The organism is Curtobacterium sp. MCBD17_026 (assembly GCF_003234895.2).
In the GTDB taxonomy this organism is placed as follows: Bacteria; Actinomycetota; Actinomycetes; order Actinomycetales; family Microbacteriaceae; genus Curtobacterium; species Curtobacterium flaccumfaciens.
In genome coordinates this window covers 2,750,913-2,768,376 of the sequence record NZ_CP126281.1, presented here as the reverse complement: position 1 = coordinate 2,768,376, position 17,464 = coordinate 2,750,913, and the positions used below count along the sequence as shown (strand labels likewise).

Genomic DNA, 17,464 nt, shown 5'->3' with positions numbered 1-17,464 from the left:
GGAGCAGGAGCAGGCTCAGGCCTGCACCTGGTCGAGGATCCGCTGGTAGTCGGACTGCGCCGTCCGCATGGCGGCAGCGCTCCCCGACCCGAACACGGCCTCGCGGAACATCGCGAAGTACGGCGACGACGGCTGGTTGTTGAGCAGGTTGTACGCCAGCGTCTGCGGTGCGTAGCCCTTGTCGATGGCGTCGAGCGGCCCGTACGCCAGCGGGAACCGCTTGCGGTACTCCGGGGTGGCGGCGTCGGACCGCGTCGGGAAGTACCCGCCGTCCGGCAGCGCCTGCTGCTGCTGGAGCCCGTTCGCGTACTGCATGAACGCCCACCCGCCGGACGGGTTCGCCGCCCCGTTCGGGATGCACATGTTGTCGCCGCCGTCGAAGAACGACCGCTGGCCGTCCCACGACGGGATGAGCACCGTCTGCATCTTCGCCCGCATCGCCTTCGTGGCCGCGGGCACGGTCGCCCCGTACGAGGTCGGGAAGATCCCCACCTTGCCGGCCCGGAAGTCGGCACCCCACGTGGTGCCGGCGTCGGAGTACGTCGCCTTCGACAGCACCCCGTCCTTCCACAGCTGCCGGTAGAACTCGAGCATCCGTTCGAGGGCCTCGTTGCCGGTGATGTCCGCCCGCTGGGATCCCACCTCGCCGGTCATCATGTCGACCCCGGTCGCCCAGACGTGCGGCTGCGTGACGAAGCCGATGATGCCCGCGGCGTTGCCGGAGATCGACCAGCCGTACACGTCGTCGTCGAGCTTCCGGATGGCCTTCGCCGCGTCGAGCAGCGTGGACAGGTCCTTCGTCGACTCCTCGACGTCGAGGCCCGCACGGTCGAACAGCTCGGTGTTCACGAACAGCTGCGAGTTGTCGGCCAGGTACGGCAGGCCGTAGTAGCGGTCGCGGTACTCGAGCAGGCGCAGGTGCCCCGGTGAGATCGCGTCGAAGTAGTCGAGGCCCTCGACCACGTCGGTCAGGTCGGCGAACGCCTCGCGGAAGATGAACAGCTGCGAGTTGATGTCGTCGATGTCCACGACGTCCGGCGGCTCACCCCCGCGGATCGCGGTCGCCAGCTTGGTCACGTACTGCGCGTCCGGCACCGGCGTCAGCTGGACCTGCAGTTCCGGGTTCGCCTTGTTGAACCCGGCGACGGCCGACGTCAGGCCGGCCTGGGTCGCCGACCGGCACCACACCTGCACGGTGCCGGTCGCGTTCTTCCCGAAGCTCGCGGGCTTCGCGACGACCTTCGGCAGGGTGCCGGAGCACCCGGCCAGGGCGAGGGCGGCCCCGCCGGCGACGCCGCCGACGAGGAACGCACGGCGGTCCACGCCGGTCACCGCGCCAGCGGGAGCCAGACGCGCATCGGCGCGGCTCCCCGGTTGGCCCACGCGTAGTACGGGACCGCGGTCGCGGTGACGTCCTGGAGGCCCGTGGTGGCGCCCTGCGGACCGGCCGCGTCGTCGACGTTGGTCGCGTCTCCGGCGTGATCCGCGCCTCTCCCCACGTGCTCGGCCGCCACGTCGCTCCGCAGGCTCCGCGACGCGTCGGAACCGGCACGCGTGGGCCCAGACCGGGTCGCGTCGAGACGCTGGTACGGCCAGGCCGGCTGCACGTGCTCGGCCGGGGCGTGCCCCGGGATCCGCAGCGTGACGACGCCGTCGAGCAGGTCGTCGCGGCGCTCCTCGGTGATCGGCGCGTCCGCGTCGACCGTCAGGTCGTCGACCGTGAAGCCCTGCTGGTCCGCCTGCTCGACCGCGTACACGAGCGGGCCGCGCTCGATCGCGACCTGCCCGCGGGCGGCGTCGATGCGGGCGTCGGCGACGTAGCGGTGCGGCGTCGTGTCGAAGACGAGCTCGACCGTGTCGCCCGCCGACCACTCGCGGTCGACGACGTGCAGCGTCCCCGCCGTGGGGCTCGCGGAGCCGTCCGGACCGGTGACGGTCGTGGTGTCCGACCAGGCCGGGATCCGCAGGCCCAGGGAGAGCGGGCCGTCCTCGGTGACCGTGACGCGGACGCGGCCGTCGTGCGGGTAGTCGGTCTCGACCCGCACCGGACCGAGGTCGGCGGTGGCGTACTGGTGGACCTGCAGCCCGCCGTCGGTCGCCGTGGCCAGGTAGCCGTCGAGGCTCGCGAAGGTGCGCATGATGTTCGGCGGGCAGCAGGCGCAGTCGAACCAGCCGCGTCGCCCGTGGGCAGGGGAGCGGTTCTCGTCCTGGTGGGCGTGGTCGCGCTGCTGCAGCGGGTTCACGTAGAAGTACTCGGTGCCGGCCAGGCTCACCCCGGCGAGGAACGCGTTGTAGAGCAGTCGCTCGATCGCATCGGCGTAGACAGGCTCGCCGGTCGCGAGCAGCAGGCGCCAGGCCCACTGCACCCCGCCGATGGCCGCGCAGGTCTCGGCGTAGCCGCGGTCGGTGGGCAGCTCGTACGGGTCGCCGAACGCCTCCCAGTCCCAGCGTGCGCCGAGGCCTCCGGTGATGAAGGCCTTCGTCGCCATCATGTCCGCGAACTGGCGCTCGCTCGCGGCGAGGAGCTCGGTGTCACCGGTCTCGATCGCGACGTCCACGGCACCCGCCGCCAGGTACACGGCGCGGACGGCGTGCCCCTCGACGGTCGTGGCCTGCCGGCTCGGCACCCGGTCGGAGAAGTACGTCGGCTCGCCGCCGGCGCGCTCGATGATGCCGTGTCCGCGGGCATCGACGAACCAGTGCGCCAGGTCGAGGTAGTCACGGTTGCCGGTCTCGCGGTACAGCTCGACCAGGCCCATCTCGACGACGGGGTGGCCGTCGACGTCGCGGGTCTTCGGCGTGCCGTCCGGTGCGGTGCCGTCGCCGAACGTGCGGACCAGGTGGTCGGCGTTCTTGATCGCGACGTCGAGCAGCCCGGTGTCGCCCGTCGCACGGTGCTGGGCCACGGCCGCCTGGTACAGGTGCCCGGCGCAGTACATCTCGTGGCTCCACTTGAGGTCCGTGTACCGCTCACCCTTCCCGCGCACCTGCTGCACGGAGTCCAGGTACCCGTCGTCGGCCTGTGCCCGGGCGTACAGGGCCGTGACCTCGCGCTGCAGGTCGAGCAGGTCCTCGGCGGGGGCGCGGCCGTACTCCCACGCCACGGCCTCGAGCCACTTCGTCACGTCGGAGTCCATGAAGATCGGGCCGACGGCCTCGCCCTCCTCGAGCCCGGCGGCGATGCGGAGGTTGCGGAAGTTGCCTGCCGTCTCCAGCTGCTGGTAGCCGCTGCGGACGGCGTCGCGGCCGTTGCGCTCCTGGCGGAGCGCCCAGAAGCCGCCGGTGATCCGGGCGTCGCCGGTCGGCAGCGGCCGGAGCGTGAGGTGCGCGTCGGCGGTCGGGAGGACCGGGGTCGCGGTGTGCGCGCCGCGATCGGTCGCGAGCGTGGTGGTCATGTCGCCTCCTTGCGATGTGACTGGAGCCGTCCGAATGGTTCGAGCCAGCCGGAAAACGGTTTCTGCCGTGGACGTTACGACACGGGGTGCACGCCGCGCAAGGGTGTCCCGGCGGTTTTGTGTAAGGTCATCGGCACGTCCTGATCGTCGGAAAGGTGGTTGCCGTGACGCTCGAACGCACCGGTCAGCCGATCCGGATCACCGACGTGGCGGCGCTCGCCGGGGTGTCGATCGGCACCGCGTCGAAGGCGCTGAACGGCACCGGGCAGCTGCGGGACGCCACCCGGCTGCGGGTGAAGGAAGCCGCCGAGAAGCTCGGGTTCGTCGGCGATGCCCGGGCCCGTGCGCTGTCGTCGGGGCGGACCTACACCGTCGGCATGATCACCACCGACTCGTTCGGCCGGTTCTCGATCCCGGTGCTGCTCGGCGCCGAGGACGCCCTGTCCGCCGGGCGGATGGCCGTCCTGCTGTGCGACACCCGCGACGACCACGTGCGCGAGGCCCACTACCTGCGCTCCCTGGCGGCCCGCGGCGTCGACGGCATCATCGTGACCGGCCGTTCCGCCGACGCCCGACCCCCGATCGACGTGTCGATCCCCGTCGTCTACGCCTTCACGCCCTCGACCGACGACGCCGACGTGTCGATCACCCTCGACGACGCCGCCGGTTCGGCACTCGTCGCCTCGCACGTGCGTTCGCTCGGGCGGCAGCGGGTCGCGATCGTGACGGGGCCGGCGCGACACCGGTCCGCGGCACGACGGGTTGCCGGTGCCTCGTCGGTCCTCGGGTCGCACCTGGTCACCGACCCGCTGTACGGCGAGTGGTCGGAGCGCTGGGGGCGGCAGGCGGTGGACGTGCTCGCTCGGGAGTCGCCCGACGTCGACGCGATCGTCTGTGGCAGCGACCAGATCGCCCGGGGAGTGTGCGACCGGCTGCGGGAGCTCGGGCGTTCGGTGCCCGGAGACGTCGCGGTGACCGGGTTCGACGACTGGGACGTGATGGCGCTCGCCTCGAGGCCGCCGCTGACCACCGTGGACCTGCGGCTCGAGGAGCTCGGACGCGTCGCGGGGCAGGCGCTCCTCGCCCTGATCGACGGCGGGACGGCGGCGTCGGCGGCCGTGACCCCGTCGCTCGTCATCCGCGAGAGCACCGTCGGCGCGTAGGGCGGTCACGACACCCCGTCCGCCGTGGTCGTGCGGTCACGACACCCCGTCCGCCGTGGTCGTGCGGTCACGACTCGTCGCTCGGCGCACCTCCAGCCGACAGTTCGTGACCGCGCGGTCACGAGACCTCGTCCGCCGTGGTCGGGCGGTCACGACACCCCGTCCGCCGTGGTCGTGCGGTCACGACTCGTCGCTCGGCGCACCTCCAGCCGACAGCTCGTGACCGCGCGGTGGGGAGGCAGCGGGGTGTCGTGACCGTCCCCGGCGCCGCGGTTCGGGGTGTCGTGGGGTCGGCGGGCCGGTGGTCGGGACTTGCGCGGGTGGGGGTGGCGGGTGGTCGAGGGCTTGCGCGGGTGTGGGGTGGCGGGTGGTCGGGACTTGCGCGGGTGTGGGGTGGCCGGTGGTCGGGACTTGCGCGGGTGTGGGGTGGCCGGTGGTCGGGACTTGCGCGGGTGTGGGGTGGCGGGTGGTCAGGACTTGCGCGGGTGGGTAGCGGATGGTCGCACGTCGTCGTCGACCTCGTTCGTCGCGCGGTCAAGACCCGTCGTGCGTTGGGCGTCGAGTGGTCAGGAACGGTCGTCTGCCGATGCGCCGGACGACGGTTCGTGACCGGTCGGGGGAACTGAGCGGGGTGTTGCGACCGGTGGGGCTGGCGGGAGAGCGGGACGGGCGGGAGGGCGGGACGAGCGGGACGAGCGGGAGGGCGGGACGAGCGGGACGAGCGGGACGGGGGCAGCCAGTCGCGGGCGGGGGAGCGGGGCGGGCGGGGGGACGACCGGACGACCGGACGACCGGACGACCGGACGAGCGGGACAGACCGGACGGACGGGCGGCGCGCCGCGGCGTTGCGTGAGTGAGCGCTCACGTGCCAGGATGTGAGCGCTCACTGGGGACGACGAGGTTCTGGAGGAACGCATGGGTGACGACCGCCGACAGCGGATCGTGGACGGCCGCACCACACTCGGGATCGAGCTCGGCTCCACCCGCATCAAGGCCTGCCTGGTGGACGAGGACCTCGTGCCCATCGCGGCCGGTTCCCACGAGTGGGAGAACGAGTACCTCGACGGTCGCTGGACCTACTCGCTCGGCGCCGTCGAGACCGGACTCCGCGCTGCGTACGCCGCCCTGGTGGCCGACGTCGAGGCGCAGTACGGAGTCACCCCGACCACGTACCGCGCCGTGGGCGTGAGCGCGATGATGCACGGCTACCTGGCGTTCGACGCCGCGGGCGAGCTGCTCGTGCCGTTCCGCACCTGGCGCAACACCTCCACGGGCCCCGCGGCCGAACGGCTCAGCGAGGCGCTCGGCTTCAACATCCCGCTGCGGTGGTCGATCGCGCACCTGTACCAGGCGGTCCTCGACGACGAGCCGCACGTGGCCGGGATCGCCGGTGTCACGACGCTGGCCGGCTACGTGCACCGCCGCCTGACCGGGCGGAACGTCCTGGGCGTCGGTGACGCGAGCGGCATGTTCCCGATCGAGGGCGGCCCCGTCGACAGCGGCCCCGGCGACCCCGGCGCGAAGGACTTCGACCACGCCATGCTCGCCACCGCGCAGGACCTGATCGGCGTACCGGACCTGCGGTCCCTGCTGCCCGAGGTCCTCGTCGCCGGAGCCGAAGCCGGCGAGTTGACCCCCGAGGGCGCGGCCTGGCTCGACCCGACCGGCACACTCGAACCCGGCGCACCGCTCTGCCCGCCCGAGGGCGACGCCGGAACCGGCATGGTCGCGACGAACGCCGTCGCCCCGCGCACCGGCAACGTCAGCGTCGGCACGAGCATCTTCGCGATGGTCGTGCTCGAGCAGCCGCTGACCACCGCGCACGAGGAACTCGACGTCGTGACCACACCAGCCGGCGACGCCGTGGCGATGGTGCACTGCAACAACGGCGCGAGCGAGATCGCGAGCTGGGCCCGGGTGTTCGGACGCTTCGCCGAGGCCTCGAGCGAGCGGACCGGCGCGACGCCGATCGGCATCGACGACGTCTACGCCACCCTGCTCGCCGAGGCCGTCGCCGACGACACCGACTCGGACGCCGGCGGCCTGCTCTCCTTCAACTACCTGGCCGGCGAACCCGTCACCCACGTCGAGGACGGTCGGCCCCTGCTGCTCCGCACCCCCGGCGCACGTTTCACGCTCGGCAACCTGGTGCGCTCCGAGGTGCACGGAGCCTTCGCGACCCTGGCCATCGGCATGGACGTCCTGCACGGCGAACAGGTGCAGGTGGACCGGATGACCGCGCACGGCGGGCTCTTCCGCACGCCCGGCAGCCCGCAGCGGCTCCTCGCCGCGGCGTTGCGCGTGCCGATCGCGCTCGAGGAGACCGCGGGCGAAGGCGGCGCGTGGGGGATCGCCGTGCTCGCCGCCTACCTCGAGCACACCGACCAGCAGCTCGCCGACTACCTGTCCGACACCGTGTTCGGCGGGGACGCCGTGCACGTGGCCGAACCCGAGCAGGCGGACGTCGCCGGGTTCCAGACGTACCTGGAGCGCTACCGGGCCGCACTGCCCGTGCAGGACGTCGCCGCGGCGGCGACCCGCCCCGGCGCGACCACAGGACCGACCGAGCAGACCGACGGCGCCGACCCGCGCCTCCAGACAGAGGAAGTGACCCGATGACGGACGCGATCGACGAGACCACACGCCAGGCGGTGGCGACGACGCGGGAGCGCGTCGCGCGCCTGCACGGCGAACTCGTCCGCTACGGCCTCGTGATCTGGACCGGCGGCAACGTCTCCGAGCGCGTGCCAGGGACGGACCTGTTCGTCATCAAGCCGAGCGGGGTGTCGAGCGACGACCTGACGCCGGAGAACCAGGTCGTCTGCACCCTCGACGGCGTGCCGGCCGAAGGCTGGGGCAACGAGCACGGCCCGTCCAGCGACACCGCCGCGCACGCCTACGTGTACCGGAACATGCCCGAGGTCGGCGGCGTCGTGCACACCCACTCGACCTACGCGACCGCCTGGGCCGCCCGCGCCGAGGCGATCCCCTGCGTGATCACGGCGATGGCTGACGAGTTCGGCGGACCCATCCCGGTCGGCCCGTTCGCGATCATCGGCGACGACTCGATCGGCCACGGCATCGTCGACACCCTGAGCGGCCACCGCAGCCGTGCGGTCCTGATGCAGAACCACGGCGTCTTCACGATCGGCAAGGACGCGAAGGACGCCGTCAAGGCGGCCGTGATGTGCGAGGACGTGGCACGGACCGTCCACATCTCGCGGCAGCTCGGCGACGCGGTGCCGATCCCCGAAGCCGACATCGATCGACTCTTCGATCGCTACCAGAACGTCTACGGACAGAACCCCGAAGGAGCCATGCGATGACGCAGGACACCACCGTCGACCCCCAGGCCACGCTCGACAGCTACGAGGTCTGGTTCCTCACCGGCTCCCAGGGGCTCTACGGCGAGGAGACCCTGCGCCAGGTCGAGGAGCAGAGCAAGGCGGTCCACGCGGAACTCGCCGGGCACCTGCCGGTGAAGCTCGTCTGGAAGCCCGTGCTCAAGGACGCCGACGGCATCCGCCGGGCGCTCATCGAGGCGAGCGCCGACGACAAGGTCATCGGCGTCACCACGTGGATGCACACGTTCAGCCCGGCCAAGATGTGGATCGGCGGCCTGCAGGCGCTGACCAAGCCGCTGTTGCACCTGCACACGCAGGCGAACGTCACGCTGCCCTGGGCGGACATCGACTTCGACTTCATGAACCTCAACCAGGCCGCGCACGGCGACCGTGAGTTCGGCTACGCCCTGGCCCGCCTCGGCGTCCGGCACGCCACGGCCGTCGGCCACGTCTCGGACCCCCGCGTCCAGCAGCGCGTCGCGAACTGGACCCGTGCCGCCGCCGGTGCCGCCGCTGTCCGCGAGCTGAAGCTCACCCGCTTCGGCGACAACATGCGCTACGTCGCCGTCACCGAGGGCGACAAGACCGAGGCCGAGATCGAGCTCGGCGTGCAGGTCAACACGTGGGCCGTCAACGAGCTCGCGGCAGCGGTGGAGGCCGCAGAAGCGGACACGGCAGCGGTCGACGCGCTCGTGGCCACGTACGAGCGCGACTACGACGTGGACCCGTCACTCCGCAGCGCCGGCGGCGAACGGCACGCCGCGCTCCGCGACGGTGCCGCGATCGAGATCGGCCTCCGGACGCTCCTGCAGCAGAACGGCAGCGCCGCGTTCACCACGAACTTCGAGGACCTCGGCTCGCTCAAGCAGCTGCCGGGCCTGGCGGTGCAGCGCCTGATGGCCGACGGCTACGGCTTCGGTGCCGAGGGCGACTGGAAGACGGCGGTCCTGGTCCGCGCGATGAACGTCGCCGGTGCCGGCCTGCCCGGTGGTGCCTCCCTGATGGAGGACTACACCTACGACCTCACCCCGGGTGCCGAGAAGATCCTCGGGGCGCACATGCTCGAGGTCTCGCCGACGCTCACCGCCACGAAGCCGACGCTCGAGATCCACCCCCTCGGCATCGGTGGCAAGGACGACCCGGTCCGCCTGGTCTTCACCGCCGACTCCGGCGAGGCCGTCGTCGTCGCGCTGTCCGACACCCGCGACGGTTTCCGCCTCACCGCCAACGTCGTCGACGTCGTGCCCCCGACCGAGGCCCTGCCGAAGCTGCCCGTCGGCCGCGCGGTCTGGGAGCCCCGGCCGTCGTTCCCCGTCGCCGCCGAGGCCTGGCTCACCGCCGGCGCCGCCCACCACACCGTGATGACGACGGCGGTCGGCCTGCAGGTCGTCGAGGACTTCGCGACCATGGTCGGCACCGAGTTCCTGGTCATCGACGAGTACACCACCGCACGCGGGTTCCGCGACGAGCTGCGTCTCCAGCAGACGTGGCACCGTCTCGACCGCGGCTTCTGAGGAGTCAGGACACCACGATGAGCGACGTGATCGCGGCCGAGCGCACCCGCACCAACTGGGCGGGCAACGTCACCTACCGCGCCTCGGCGCTGGCGCGGCCGACGTCGGTGGACGAGCTCCAGCAGCTCGTCGCCTCGACGCCGCGCCTGACGGCGCTCGGCTCGCGACACTCGTTCAACACCATCGCCGACACCGATGCCGTCCAGGTGTCGCTGTCGGACCTGCCGCCCGTGCTCGACATCGACACGTCGCGTCGCGTCGTACGGGTCGCTGCCGGCATGACGCACAGCCAGGTCGCGGCCGGTCTGGAGGCCCGTGGCTGGGCCCTCGGGAACCTCGCGTCCCTGCCGCACATCTCCACGGCCGGGGCCGTCGCCACGGGAACGCACGGCTCCGGCGTGCGGAACCCGTCGCTCGCGCAGGCGGTCGTCGGCCTCGACGTCGTCCGCGCCTCCGGTGAGCTCGCGCACGTCGACGCCTCGTCGCCGGACGGGCTGCTCGACGCCCACCGGGTGGGGATCGGCGCGCTCGGCGTCGTCACCGCGGTGGAGCTCGCGATCGAGCCGACGTTCCAGGTCGCCACGACGGTGCACCTCGACCTGCCGTGGGACGCCGTCGCCGAGCAGTTCGACCAGGTGATGTGCGACGCGTACTCGGTGTCGATGTTCACGTCGTTCGACGACCGCGGCGCCCGGCAGGTCTGGGTCAAGCAGCGCGTCGACGAGGCCGCACCGACGGTCGACCTCGTCGCCCTGGGGGCCCGAGCGGCCTCGGGTCCGGTGCACCCGGGCGAGAACGACCCCGCCGGCGTCACCGAACAGGGCGGCGTGCCGGGGCCGTGGTCCGAGCGGCTGCCGCACTTCCGGTCCTCGTTCACCCCGTCGACCGGGGCCGAGATCCAGGCGGAGTACCTGATCCCTGCGGCGTCTGCCGTTGCGGCCCTCGAGTCGCTCCGACCGCTGGCGTCGCTGTTCGCCCCGATCCTCATCGCCGCCGAGGTCCGCACCATCGCAGCCGACACCGCCTGGCTCGCGCCGTCGTCCGGACGGCAGTCGGTCGGCCTGCACTTCACGTTCCGTCGCGACCCCGCCGCCGTGGCCGTGGCGGTGGCCCGGATCGAGGACGTCCTGGCACGGTTCGACCCGCGGCCGCACTGGGGCAAGGTCTCCGCCGCGAGTGCCGAGCGGCTGCACGAGGCGTACCCGCGGCTGTCCGACTTCGCCGCGCTCGCCCGCGACCTCGACCCCACGGGGCGGTTCCGCAACGCGTTCCTGGCGCGCATCCTGTCCTGACGCGATGGACAGGTGCCCCGCACCACCGGCTGCGATGCGGGGCGCCCGGGTCCTGAGTCCTTGCGGGACAGGTCGATCAGGAGCCTGACCACGGTCACGAGCAAGCTCGCGACACGTGGATGTGTCCGCTCGAATGCAGGGCGGTTCTCACAGGGGATCCCCATCGGATGCCCTGGCGAACCCCCGGCTCGGTGCCGGTCGCTCACATGTGAGGACGTAAAGGTCGGGGCATGGCGAACCTCAACCGCATCCTCGGCATGGCCTCCAAGGCCATCGACAAGCAGCTCCAGAAGCGTGGGCAGGGGGGAACGGCACCCGGCGGAGCGCAGCAGGATGGGACCGACTGGCGCGGCATCGTGCGCAGCGCCGCGGACAAGCTGACCGGCGACGACCGGAACCAGCAGCAGCCGCAGCCGCAGCAGTACGGCCAGCCGCAGCAGTACGGCCAGCCGCAGCCGCAGCAGTACGGCCAGTCGCAGCAGTACGGCCAGCCGCAGCCGGCGCAGTACGGCCAGCCGCAGCAGAACGCTGGCACGCCGCAGCACGGGGCCGACGCCGACAAGGTCGCCCTGGCGAAGTACGACTACCTGCTCCGCACCTCGTCGCCGGAGCAGCTCGAACAGGTCCACCACGACGCCTTCGCGCGGCTCACCCCCGCGCAGCGCCAGCAGGTCCGCGACCGCCTCAACTCCGAGCTCCCGCCCCACGAGCACCTGCGCGACGACTCGGCGGGCGGCATGGCCCGTGCGATGACCCGCGGTGAGATGTCGCGTCCGGGTCTGGTCCGACGGGTCCTCGGCGGTTCCGGCGGCTCGGGTCGGTCGGGTCCCGGCCGGGGCCGTGGCGGCGCCTTCGCCGGTGGTGCAGCGGTCGGCGCCGGCGCGATGGCGTTCGGTGGCCTCGCCGCCGCGGTGGCAGGGGGAGCGGTGCTGAGCGCCGCCGCCGGGCCGGTCCTGGCAGGGGCCGCCGACCTCGGCGTGGACTTCGAGGGCATCGCCTCGGGCATGGGCGACCTCGGGCTCGGTGACCTCGGTGGTGGCGTCGAGGGGCTCGTCGGTCAGGGCGAGCAGCTCCTCGGCGGGTTCGGCGAGCAGGCCGCGGGCTTCGGCGAGCAGGCGTCAGGTCTCGGCGAGCAGGCATCGAACCTCGGCAACGACTTCCTCGGTGGGCTCTTCGACCGCTGACGCACCGCTGTGCGAACGCATCGGGAATAGCGGGACGGCGTGCGGCGCTTGCAATGTTTCGTCGTGCGTCGTCCGAGGCGCGCGAGATTCGGACGGGCCACCGTCGCGGTGTCAGGATGGACGCCGCCCGGCGGGTGAACCGTTCCGCCGTCGCAGCGACCGCCACCGCGATCGCGACCCCCTTCCCCGAGGAGCAGCACCGTCATGAGACGCCCCAACCGCCTGACGATCACCGCGGCCGTCGCCGCAGCAGCAGCCCTGGTCCTGACCGGCTGCTCGGGTGGGGGTTCGTCCGACGACGGCGCCGAGGGCACGGCGAAGGGCGGCACGCTCAACATCCTGACGCCGCAGACCTCGTTCCACCTCGACCCCGCGACCAGCCAGAGCCTCGGCATCACGTCGCTGGGCCTCGTCGCCCGACGGCTCACCACGTGGGACGTCGAACCGGGCAAGACGGCGAAGGTCGTCCCCGACCTGGCGACCAACACCGGGGTCTCGAGCGACGACGGCAAGACCTGGACCTACACGCTGAAGGACGGCGTCGAGTTCCAGGACGGCACGCCGATCACGACGAAGGACATCAAGTGGGGCATCGAGCGCTCGTTCGCGCCGACGCTGAGCGGTGGCCTGAGCTACCACAAGTCGCTCCTGGTGGGCGGTGCCGACTACAAGGGTCCGTTCGACGGCGAGTCGCTCGACAGCATCGAGACCCCGAACGACAAGACCATCGTCTTCAAGCTGAACGACGCGTACGGCGACTGGCCGTGGCTCGCGTCGATGCCGGCCTTCACGCCGGTGCCCGAGGGTGACGGCAAGGACACCGGCGCCTACGACCTGAAGCCGGTCGCGTCCGGTCCGTACCAGGTGCAGTCGAACACGCAGGGCTCGCAGGTCACGCTCGTCCGCAACGAGAACTGGAGCGCGAAGACCGACGAGGTCCGCACCGCCGGCCCGTCGAAGATCGTCTTCAAGGAGAGCCAGGACCAGTCCACGGTGACGCAGACGCTGATCGCGGACAACGGGGACGCCAAGAACTCGTTCGGCGCCATCTACCTGGGTGCCGCCGAGCTCAACCAGGTGCGCAGCAACCCGGCAGCCCAGGAACGCCTGGCCACGTCGAAGGCCGGCCCGATCAGCTACATGGCGATCAACACGCAGCGCGGTGAGCTCAAGGACCTCAAGGTCCGCCAGGCGCTGCAGTACGCGGTCGACCGCAAGTCCTTCCGGATCGCCGCCGGCGGCGCGATCGCCGGTTCGTACGCCTCGACGCTCATCACCCCGGGCATCGCCGGTCGCCAGGACTACGACCTGTACGAGACGAAGGCCACGGGCGACGTCGACAAGGCGAAGCAGCTGCTCAAGGAGGCCGGTGTCACGGGCCTGAAGCTGACCCTCGTGACGCAGAACGACCCGACCTACCTCGCCCAGGCCCAGGCGCTGCAGTCCGGCCTGAAGCGCGCTGGCATCGCCGTGACGCTCAAGCCGCTCGACTACGACTCCTTCACCCAGGCGACCACCAACGGCACCGACTTCGACCTGTCGCTGTCGAGCTGGCAGCCGGACTTCCCGAGTGCGAACGCCAACCTGCAGCCCCTCTACGACTCGTCGCAGATCGGCGGCGGTGGCTACAACGTCTCGAAGTACAGCAACCCCGAGGTGGACGCCCTCATCGCGAAGGCGAGCTCCACGGTCGACCAGGACGACGCGCAGAAGCTCTGGGCCCAGGCGGACCAGAAGATCATGGCCGACGCCCCGGTCGTGCCGTTGATCTACGCGAAGCAGTCCTTCCTCGCCGGTTCGAACGTGCAGAACTTCCAGATCGCGGACTTCCCCGCGTACCCGAACTACCTCAAGGTCTCGCTCGAGCAGTGACCGAACCGATCCTGCAGGTCGAGGGGCTCCGCGTCGCGTTCGGTGACGCGGAGCCCGTCGTCCGTGACGTCTCCTTCGACCTGACGCCCGGCCGGGTCCTCGCCCTGGTGGGGGAGTCCGGTTCGGGCAAGTCCGTCAGCGCCATGAGCGTGCTCGGGCTCCTGCCGCCGCAGGCCTCGGTGTCGGGCAGCGCCCGGTTCCGTGGCGAGGAACTCATCGGTGCCCCCGTCGAGACGGTCCGCGCTGTCCGGGGTGCGGGCATCGGCGTGGTGTTCCAGGAGCCGATGAACTCCTTCACGCCGGTCCTCTCGATCGGCACGCAGATCGCCGAGGCCGTCCGGGCACACCCGACCGGGCTCGACCGCGCCGGGGTCCGGGCACGCGTCGACGAACTGCTCCGTGACGCCGGGCTCACCGACCCGGAGCGCATCCGGAAGGCCTACCCACACGAACTCTCCGGCGGCCAGCTCCAGCGCGCGATGATCGCGATGGCCCTGGCCGGCGACCCGGTCGCACTCTTCGCCGACGAACCCACGACCGCGCTCGACGTCACCGTGCAGGCCGGCATCCTCGACCTGCTGCGGCGGCTCGGCCGCGAGCGTTCCCTCGCCGTGCTGCTCATCACCCACGACATGGGCGTGGTCGCGGACGTCGCGGACGACCTGCTGGTGCTGCGCCGCGGCGACCCGGTCGAGCACGGCACCGTCGCCGAGGTCTTCGCCCACCCGACCGCCGACTACACGCGCGAGCTCCTGGCGGCCGTCCCCAGCCTGGAGGCGCGCCCCGCCTCCGACGAGCCGCTCGCGTCGACCGAGACTCGGCCTGCCGGACAGGATGCGGCCTCCGAAGGCCGCGATCTGTCCGCAGCGGCGAGTCTCGGACGGGCGCAGGCCGGCCCCGCAGCGGCGAGCCGCGCCTCCCGGCCGCCCGTGGCGCGCCTGCGCGACGTCGCCGTGCGGTACTCGCGCCGGGGCGGACCGACCGTGTCCGGCATCGACCTCGACCTGCACGCCGGCGAGACCGTGGGCCTGGTGGGCGAATCCGGTTCCGGCAAGTCCACGATCGGGCGTGCGCTCGCGGGGCTGGTGCCCGTCGTCGCCGGCTCGGTCGAGGTGGACGGCAGCGACCTGCGCACCGCTCGCGGACGACGACTGCGCGAGCTGCGCAGTCGGGTCGGCATCGTGTTCCAGGACCCGGCGTCGTCGCTCAACCCGCGACAGACCATCGGCTGGAGCATCGCGGAACCGCTGCTCGTGCACGGTACCGACTCCGCCGCCGACCGCGCCGAGCGGGTCCGAACGCTGCTGACCGCCGTCCAGCTCGACCCGACGTGGGCGGAGCGGTTCCCGCACCAGCTGTCGGGCGGACAGCGGCAGCGCGTCGCCGTCGCACGTGCGCTCGCACTGCGGCCGGCACTCCTCATCGCCGACGAACCGACCTCGGCACTCGACGTGACGGTGCAGGCCGCCGTGCTCGACCTGCTCGCCGGGCTGCAGCGGGAGTTCGGCTTCGGCATGCTGCTCATCAGTCACGACCTCGCCGTCGTCCGCCAGCTCGCCGACCAGGTGATCGTGCTGCGCGACGGCCGGGTCGTCGAGCGGGGGAGCACCGACGCCGTGCTCGACGACCCGCAACAGGACTACACGCGCATGCTCCTCGCCGCAGCACCCGTCGCCGATCCCGTGCGACAGGCCGCTCGCCGCGAGGCGTGGCGCGCGTGGGAAGGAGTGGCCTCGTGACGGCCAACGTCGTCGACCGACCGGTCGCACCGTCCGGCCGCACGACCGGCTTCCGGGCCGTGGTGCGACGCGTCCGGCAGGACCGCTGGGCGGTGGCCTCGGCCGTCGTCATCGCGGTGTTCCTGGTGGTCGCCGTGGCGGCCCCGCTCATCGCGAAGGCGTCCGGGCAGGACCCGTACTCGTACGACATCGACGCGCTCAACTCGTTCGGTGCACCCCGGGGCGCCGGCGGCGGCATCAGCGGCGAGCACTGGTTCGGCGTCGAGCCCCTGACCGGGCGTGACCTGTTCTCGATCGTCACGTACGGTGCACGGACCTCGCTCGGCATCGGACTCGCCGCGACCCTGGTGTCGATCGTCATCGGCGTGCTCGTCGGCGTCACGACCGGGTTCTTCGGTGGCTGGTACGACCGGGTGCTCTCGCGGGTCGTCGACGTGATCTTCGGGTTCCCGTCGCTCGTGTTCATGATCGCCCTCACCGCGATCGTGCCGTCGACGTTCCCGAAGCCCGTGCTCGTCGTGCTCGTCATCGGGTTCTTCGGCTGGCCGGCCGTGGCCCGTGTCGTGCGGGGGCAGACGCTGTCGCTCGTCAGCCGCAACTACGTCGTCGCCTCCACCGCGATGGGCGCCGGGCGCTGGCACGTCATCCGCACGCAGCTGCTGCCGAACCTCGCCGCGACGATCACCGTCTACGCCACCATCTCGATCCCGTCGATGATCGGCGCCGAGGCCGCGCTCTCGTTCCTGGCCGTCGGCGTCAACCCGCCGACGCCGTCGTGGGGTCGCAGCATCGGCGACGCCATCGGCTGGGTGCAGACCGATCCCATGTACCTCGTGTTCCCCGGAGCCGCACTGTTCCTCATCACCCTCGCCTTCAACGTGCTCGGTGACGCCCTGCGCGACGCCCTCGACCCGCGAGGGGGCACCGCGTGAACGCCGCCACCCTGCGGTTCCTCGCGATCCGCGTGCTCGGGGCCGCCGTCGTGCTGCTCGTCGTCGCGGCCATCACGTACGCGCTCTTCATGCTCCTGCCGACCAACCCGGCTCGGGCGATCTGCGACAAGCCCTGCACCGCCGACCGGTTGCGTGAGGTGCAGGCGTTCCTCGGTACCGACAAGCCCTGGCTCGCACAGTTCGGCGCCTACCTCGGCGGCATCTTCGCCGGCCGGACCTTCGGCAGTGGCAACAGCGTCATCGAGTGCGCGGCGCCGTGCTTCGGGTACTCGTTCCAGCTGCACGAGAGCGTCACCGAGCTGATCCTGGCGCGCCTGCCCGTCACCGCCTCGATCGCCGTCGGCGCCGCCGTGCTGTGGCTCGTCGCCGGGGTCTTCGGCGGCACCGTCTCGGCGCTGCGCCGCGGCACCTTCGTCGACCGGGCCGTGATGACGGTCGCGGTCGCCGGCGTCTCGTCCCCGGCGTACCTGGTCGGGCTGCTCGGCATCCTGCTCTTCGGCTTCGTGCTCGGGATCCTGCCGACCAGCGGGTACGTGGCCTTCAGCGACGACCCGGTCGGCTGGTTCACCCACCTGATCCTGCCGTGGTGCGTGCTCGCCTTCATCAGCGCTGCGATCTACGCCCGGTTGACCCGTGGTGAGATGCTCGAGTCGATGTCGCAGGACTTCGTGCGGACCGCCCGGGCCAAGGGGCTGCGGGAGCGCCAGGTCGTCGTGCGGCACGGGCTCCGGACGGCGATCCTGCCCGTGGTGACGCTGTTCGGGCTCGACCTCGGGTCGCTGCTCGGCGGTGCGGTCATCACCGAGAAGGTGTTCTCGATGCAGGGCCTCGGTGCACTGCTCATCGACGCGGTGCACACCCTCGACCTGCAGGTGGTCGTCGGCTTCACGGTGTTCTCGGCGCTGCTGATCGTCACGGCGAACGTCATCGTCGACGTGGTCTACGCGTTCGTCGACCCGCGGGTGCGACGCCGGGCGTAGAGCCGCCTCCGCTCGCGCCCCACCACGC

At 71.9% G+C, this 17,464-nt stretch carries 12 protein-coding genes; 10 read left to right on the top strand and 2 right to left on the bottom strand.

Features of this window, described 5'->3' with window-relative positions; all coding sequences use genetic code 11:
* Positions 1–15: 15 nt before the first annotated feature.
* Together DEI85_RS13110 and DEI85_RS13105 are read right to left on the bottom strand one after the other, a co-directional pair.
* The gene (locus DEI85_RS13110; protein ID WP_258376234.1) at positions 16–1,332 is read right to left on the bottom strand and encodes an ABC transporter substrate-binding protein; all 1,317 of its coding nucleotides are present in this window, start codon (positions 1,330–1,332) and stop codon (positions 16–18) included.
* The gene (locus tag DEI85_RS13105) at positions 1,329–3,395 is read right to left on the bottom strand and encodes a glycoside hydrolase family 127 protein (RefSeq protein WP_111122956.1); all 2,067 of its coding nucleotides are present in this window, start codon (positions 3,393–3,395) and stop codon (positions 1,329–1,331) included. Before DEI85_RS13105 ends, DEI85_RS13110 begins: the two co-directional genes overlap by 4 nt.
* Before the next feature lie 164 nt (positions 3,396–3,559).
* Between DEI85_RS13105 and DEI85_RS13100 the strand changes: the two genes are divergently transcribed.
* From DEI85_RS13100 to DEI85_RS13055, 10 genes are all read left to right on the top strand, one after another.
* Complete coding sequence (locus tag DEI85_RS13100) at positions 3,560–4,558, top strand: LacI family DNA-binding transcriptional regulator (protein ID WP_110862576.1); 999 nt, start codon at positions 3,560–3,562, stop codon at positions 4,556–4,558.
* Between the two features lie 915 nt (positions 4,559–5,473).
* The gene (locus DEI85_RS13095; RefSeq protein WP_111124374.1) at positions 5,474–7,177 is read left to right on the top strand and encodes a xylulokinase; all 1,704 of its coding nucleotides are present in this window, start codon (positions 5,474–5,476) and stop codon (positions 7,175–7,177) included.
* The gene (locus DEI85_RS13090; protein WP_110862339.1) at positions 7,174–7,884 is read left to right on the top strand and encodes an L-ribulose-5-phosphate 4-epimerase; all 711 of its coding nucleotides are present in this window, start codon (positions 7,174–7,176) and stop codon (positions 7,882–7,884) included. The genes DEI85_RS13095 and DEI85_RS13090 overlap by 4 nt, the downstream gene beginning before the upstream one ends.
* A complete protein-coding gene (gene araA / locus DEI85_RS13085; RefSeq protein ID WP_111124373.1) occupies positions 7,881–9,416 on the top strand; it encodes an L-arabinose isomerase in 1,536 nt (511 codons plus the stop codon). The genes DEI85_RS13090 and araA overlap by 4 nt, the downstream gene beginning before the upstream one ends.
* Before the next feature lie 17 nt (positions 9,417–9,433).
* Entirely contained in the window at positions 9,434–10,708 is a 1,275-nt protein-coding gene (locus DEI85_RS13080) for an FAD-binding protein (protein ID WP_111124372.1), read from the top strand.
* 230 nt (positions 10,709–10,938) lie between these two features.
* Entirely contained in the window at positions 10,939–11,892 is a 954-nt protein-coding gene (locus tag DEI85_RS13075) for a cation-transporting ATPase (protein ID WP_110862336.1), read from the top strand.
* A 204-nt stretch (positions 11,893–12,096) separates the two neighbouring features.
* A complete protein-coding gene (locus DEI85_RS13070) occupies positions 12,097–13,764 on the top strand; it encodes an ABC transporter substrate-binding protein (RefSeq protein ID WP_111124371.1) in 1,668 nt (555 codons plus the stop codon).
* Complete coding sequence (locus DEI85_RS13065) at positions 13,761–15,503, top strand: dipeptide ABC transporter ATP-binding protein (RefSeq protein WP_111124370.1); 1,743 nt, start codon at positions 13,761–13,763, stop codon at positions 15,501–15,503. Before DEI85_RS13070 ends, DEI85_RS13065 begins: the two co-directional genes overlap by 4 nt.
* Positions 15,500–16,435: an ABC transporter permease gene (locus tag DEI85_RS13060; RefSeq protein WP_111091270.1), complete on the top strand. Its 936-nt coding sequence runs from the start codon at positions 15,500–15,502 to the stop codon at positions 16,433–16,435. The genes DEI85_RS13065 and DEI85_RS13060 overlap by 4 nt, the downstream gene beginning before the upstream one ends.
* A complete protein-coding gene (locus DEI85_RS13055) occupies positions 16,432–17,436 on the top strand; it encodes an ABC transporter permease (protein WP_111124369.1) in 1,005 nt (334 codons plus the stop codon). The genes DEI85_RS13060 and DEI85_RS13055 overlap by 4 nt, the downstream gene beginning before the upstream one ends.
* Positions 17,437–17,464 lie beyond the last annotated feature (28 nt).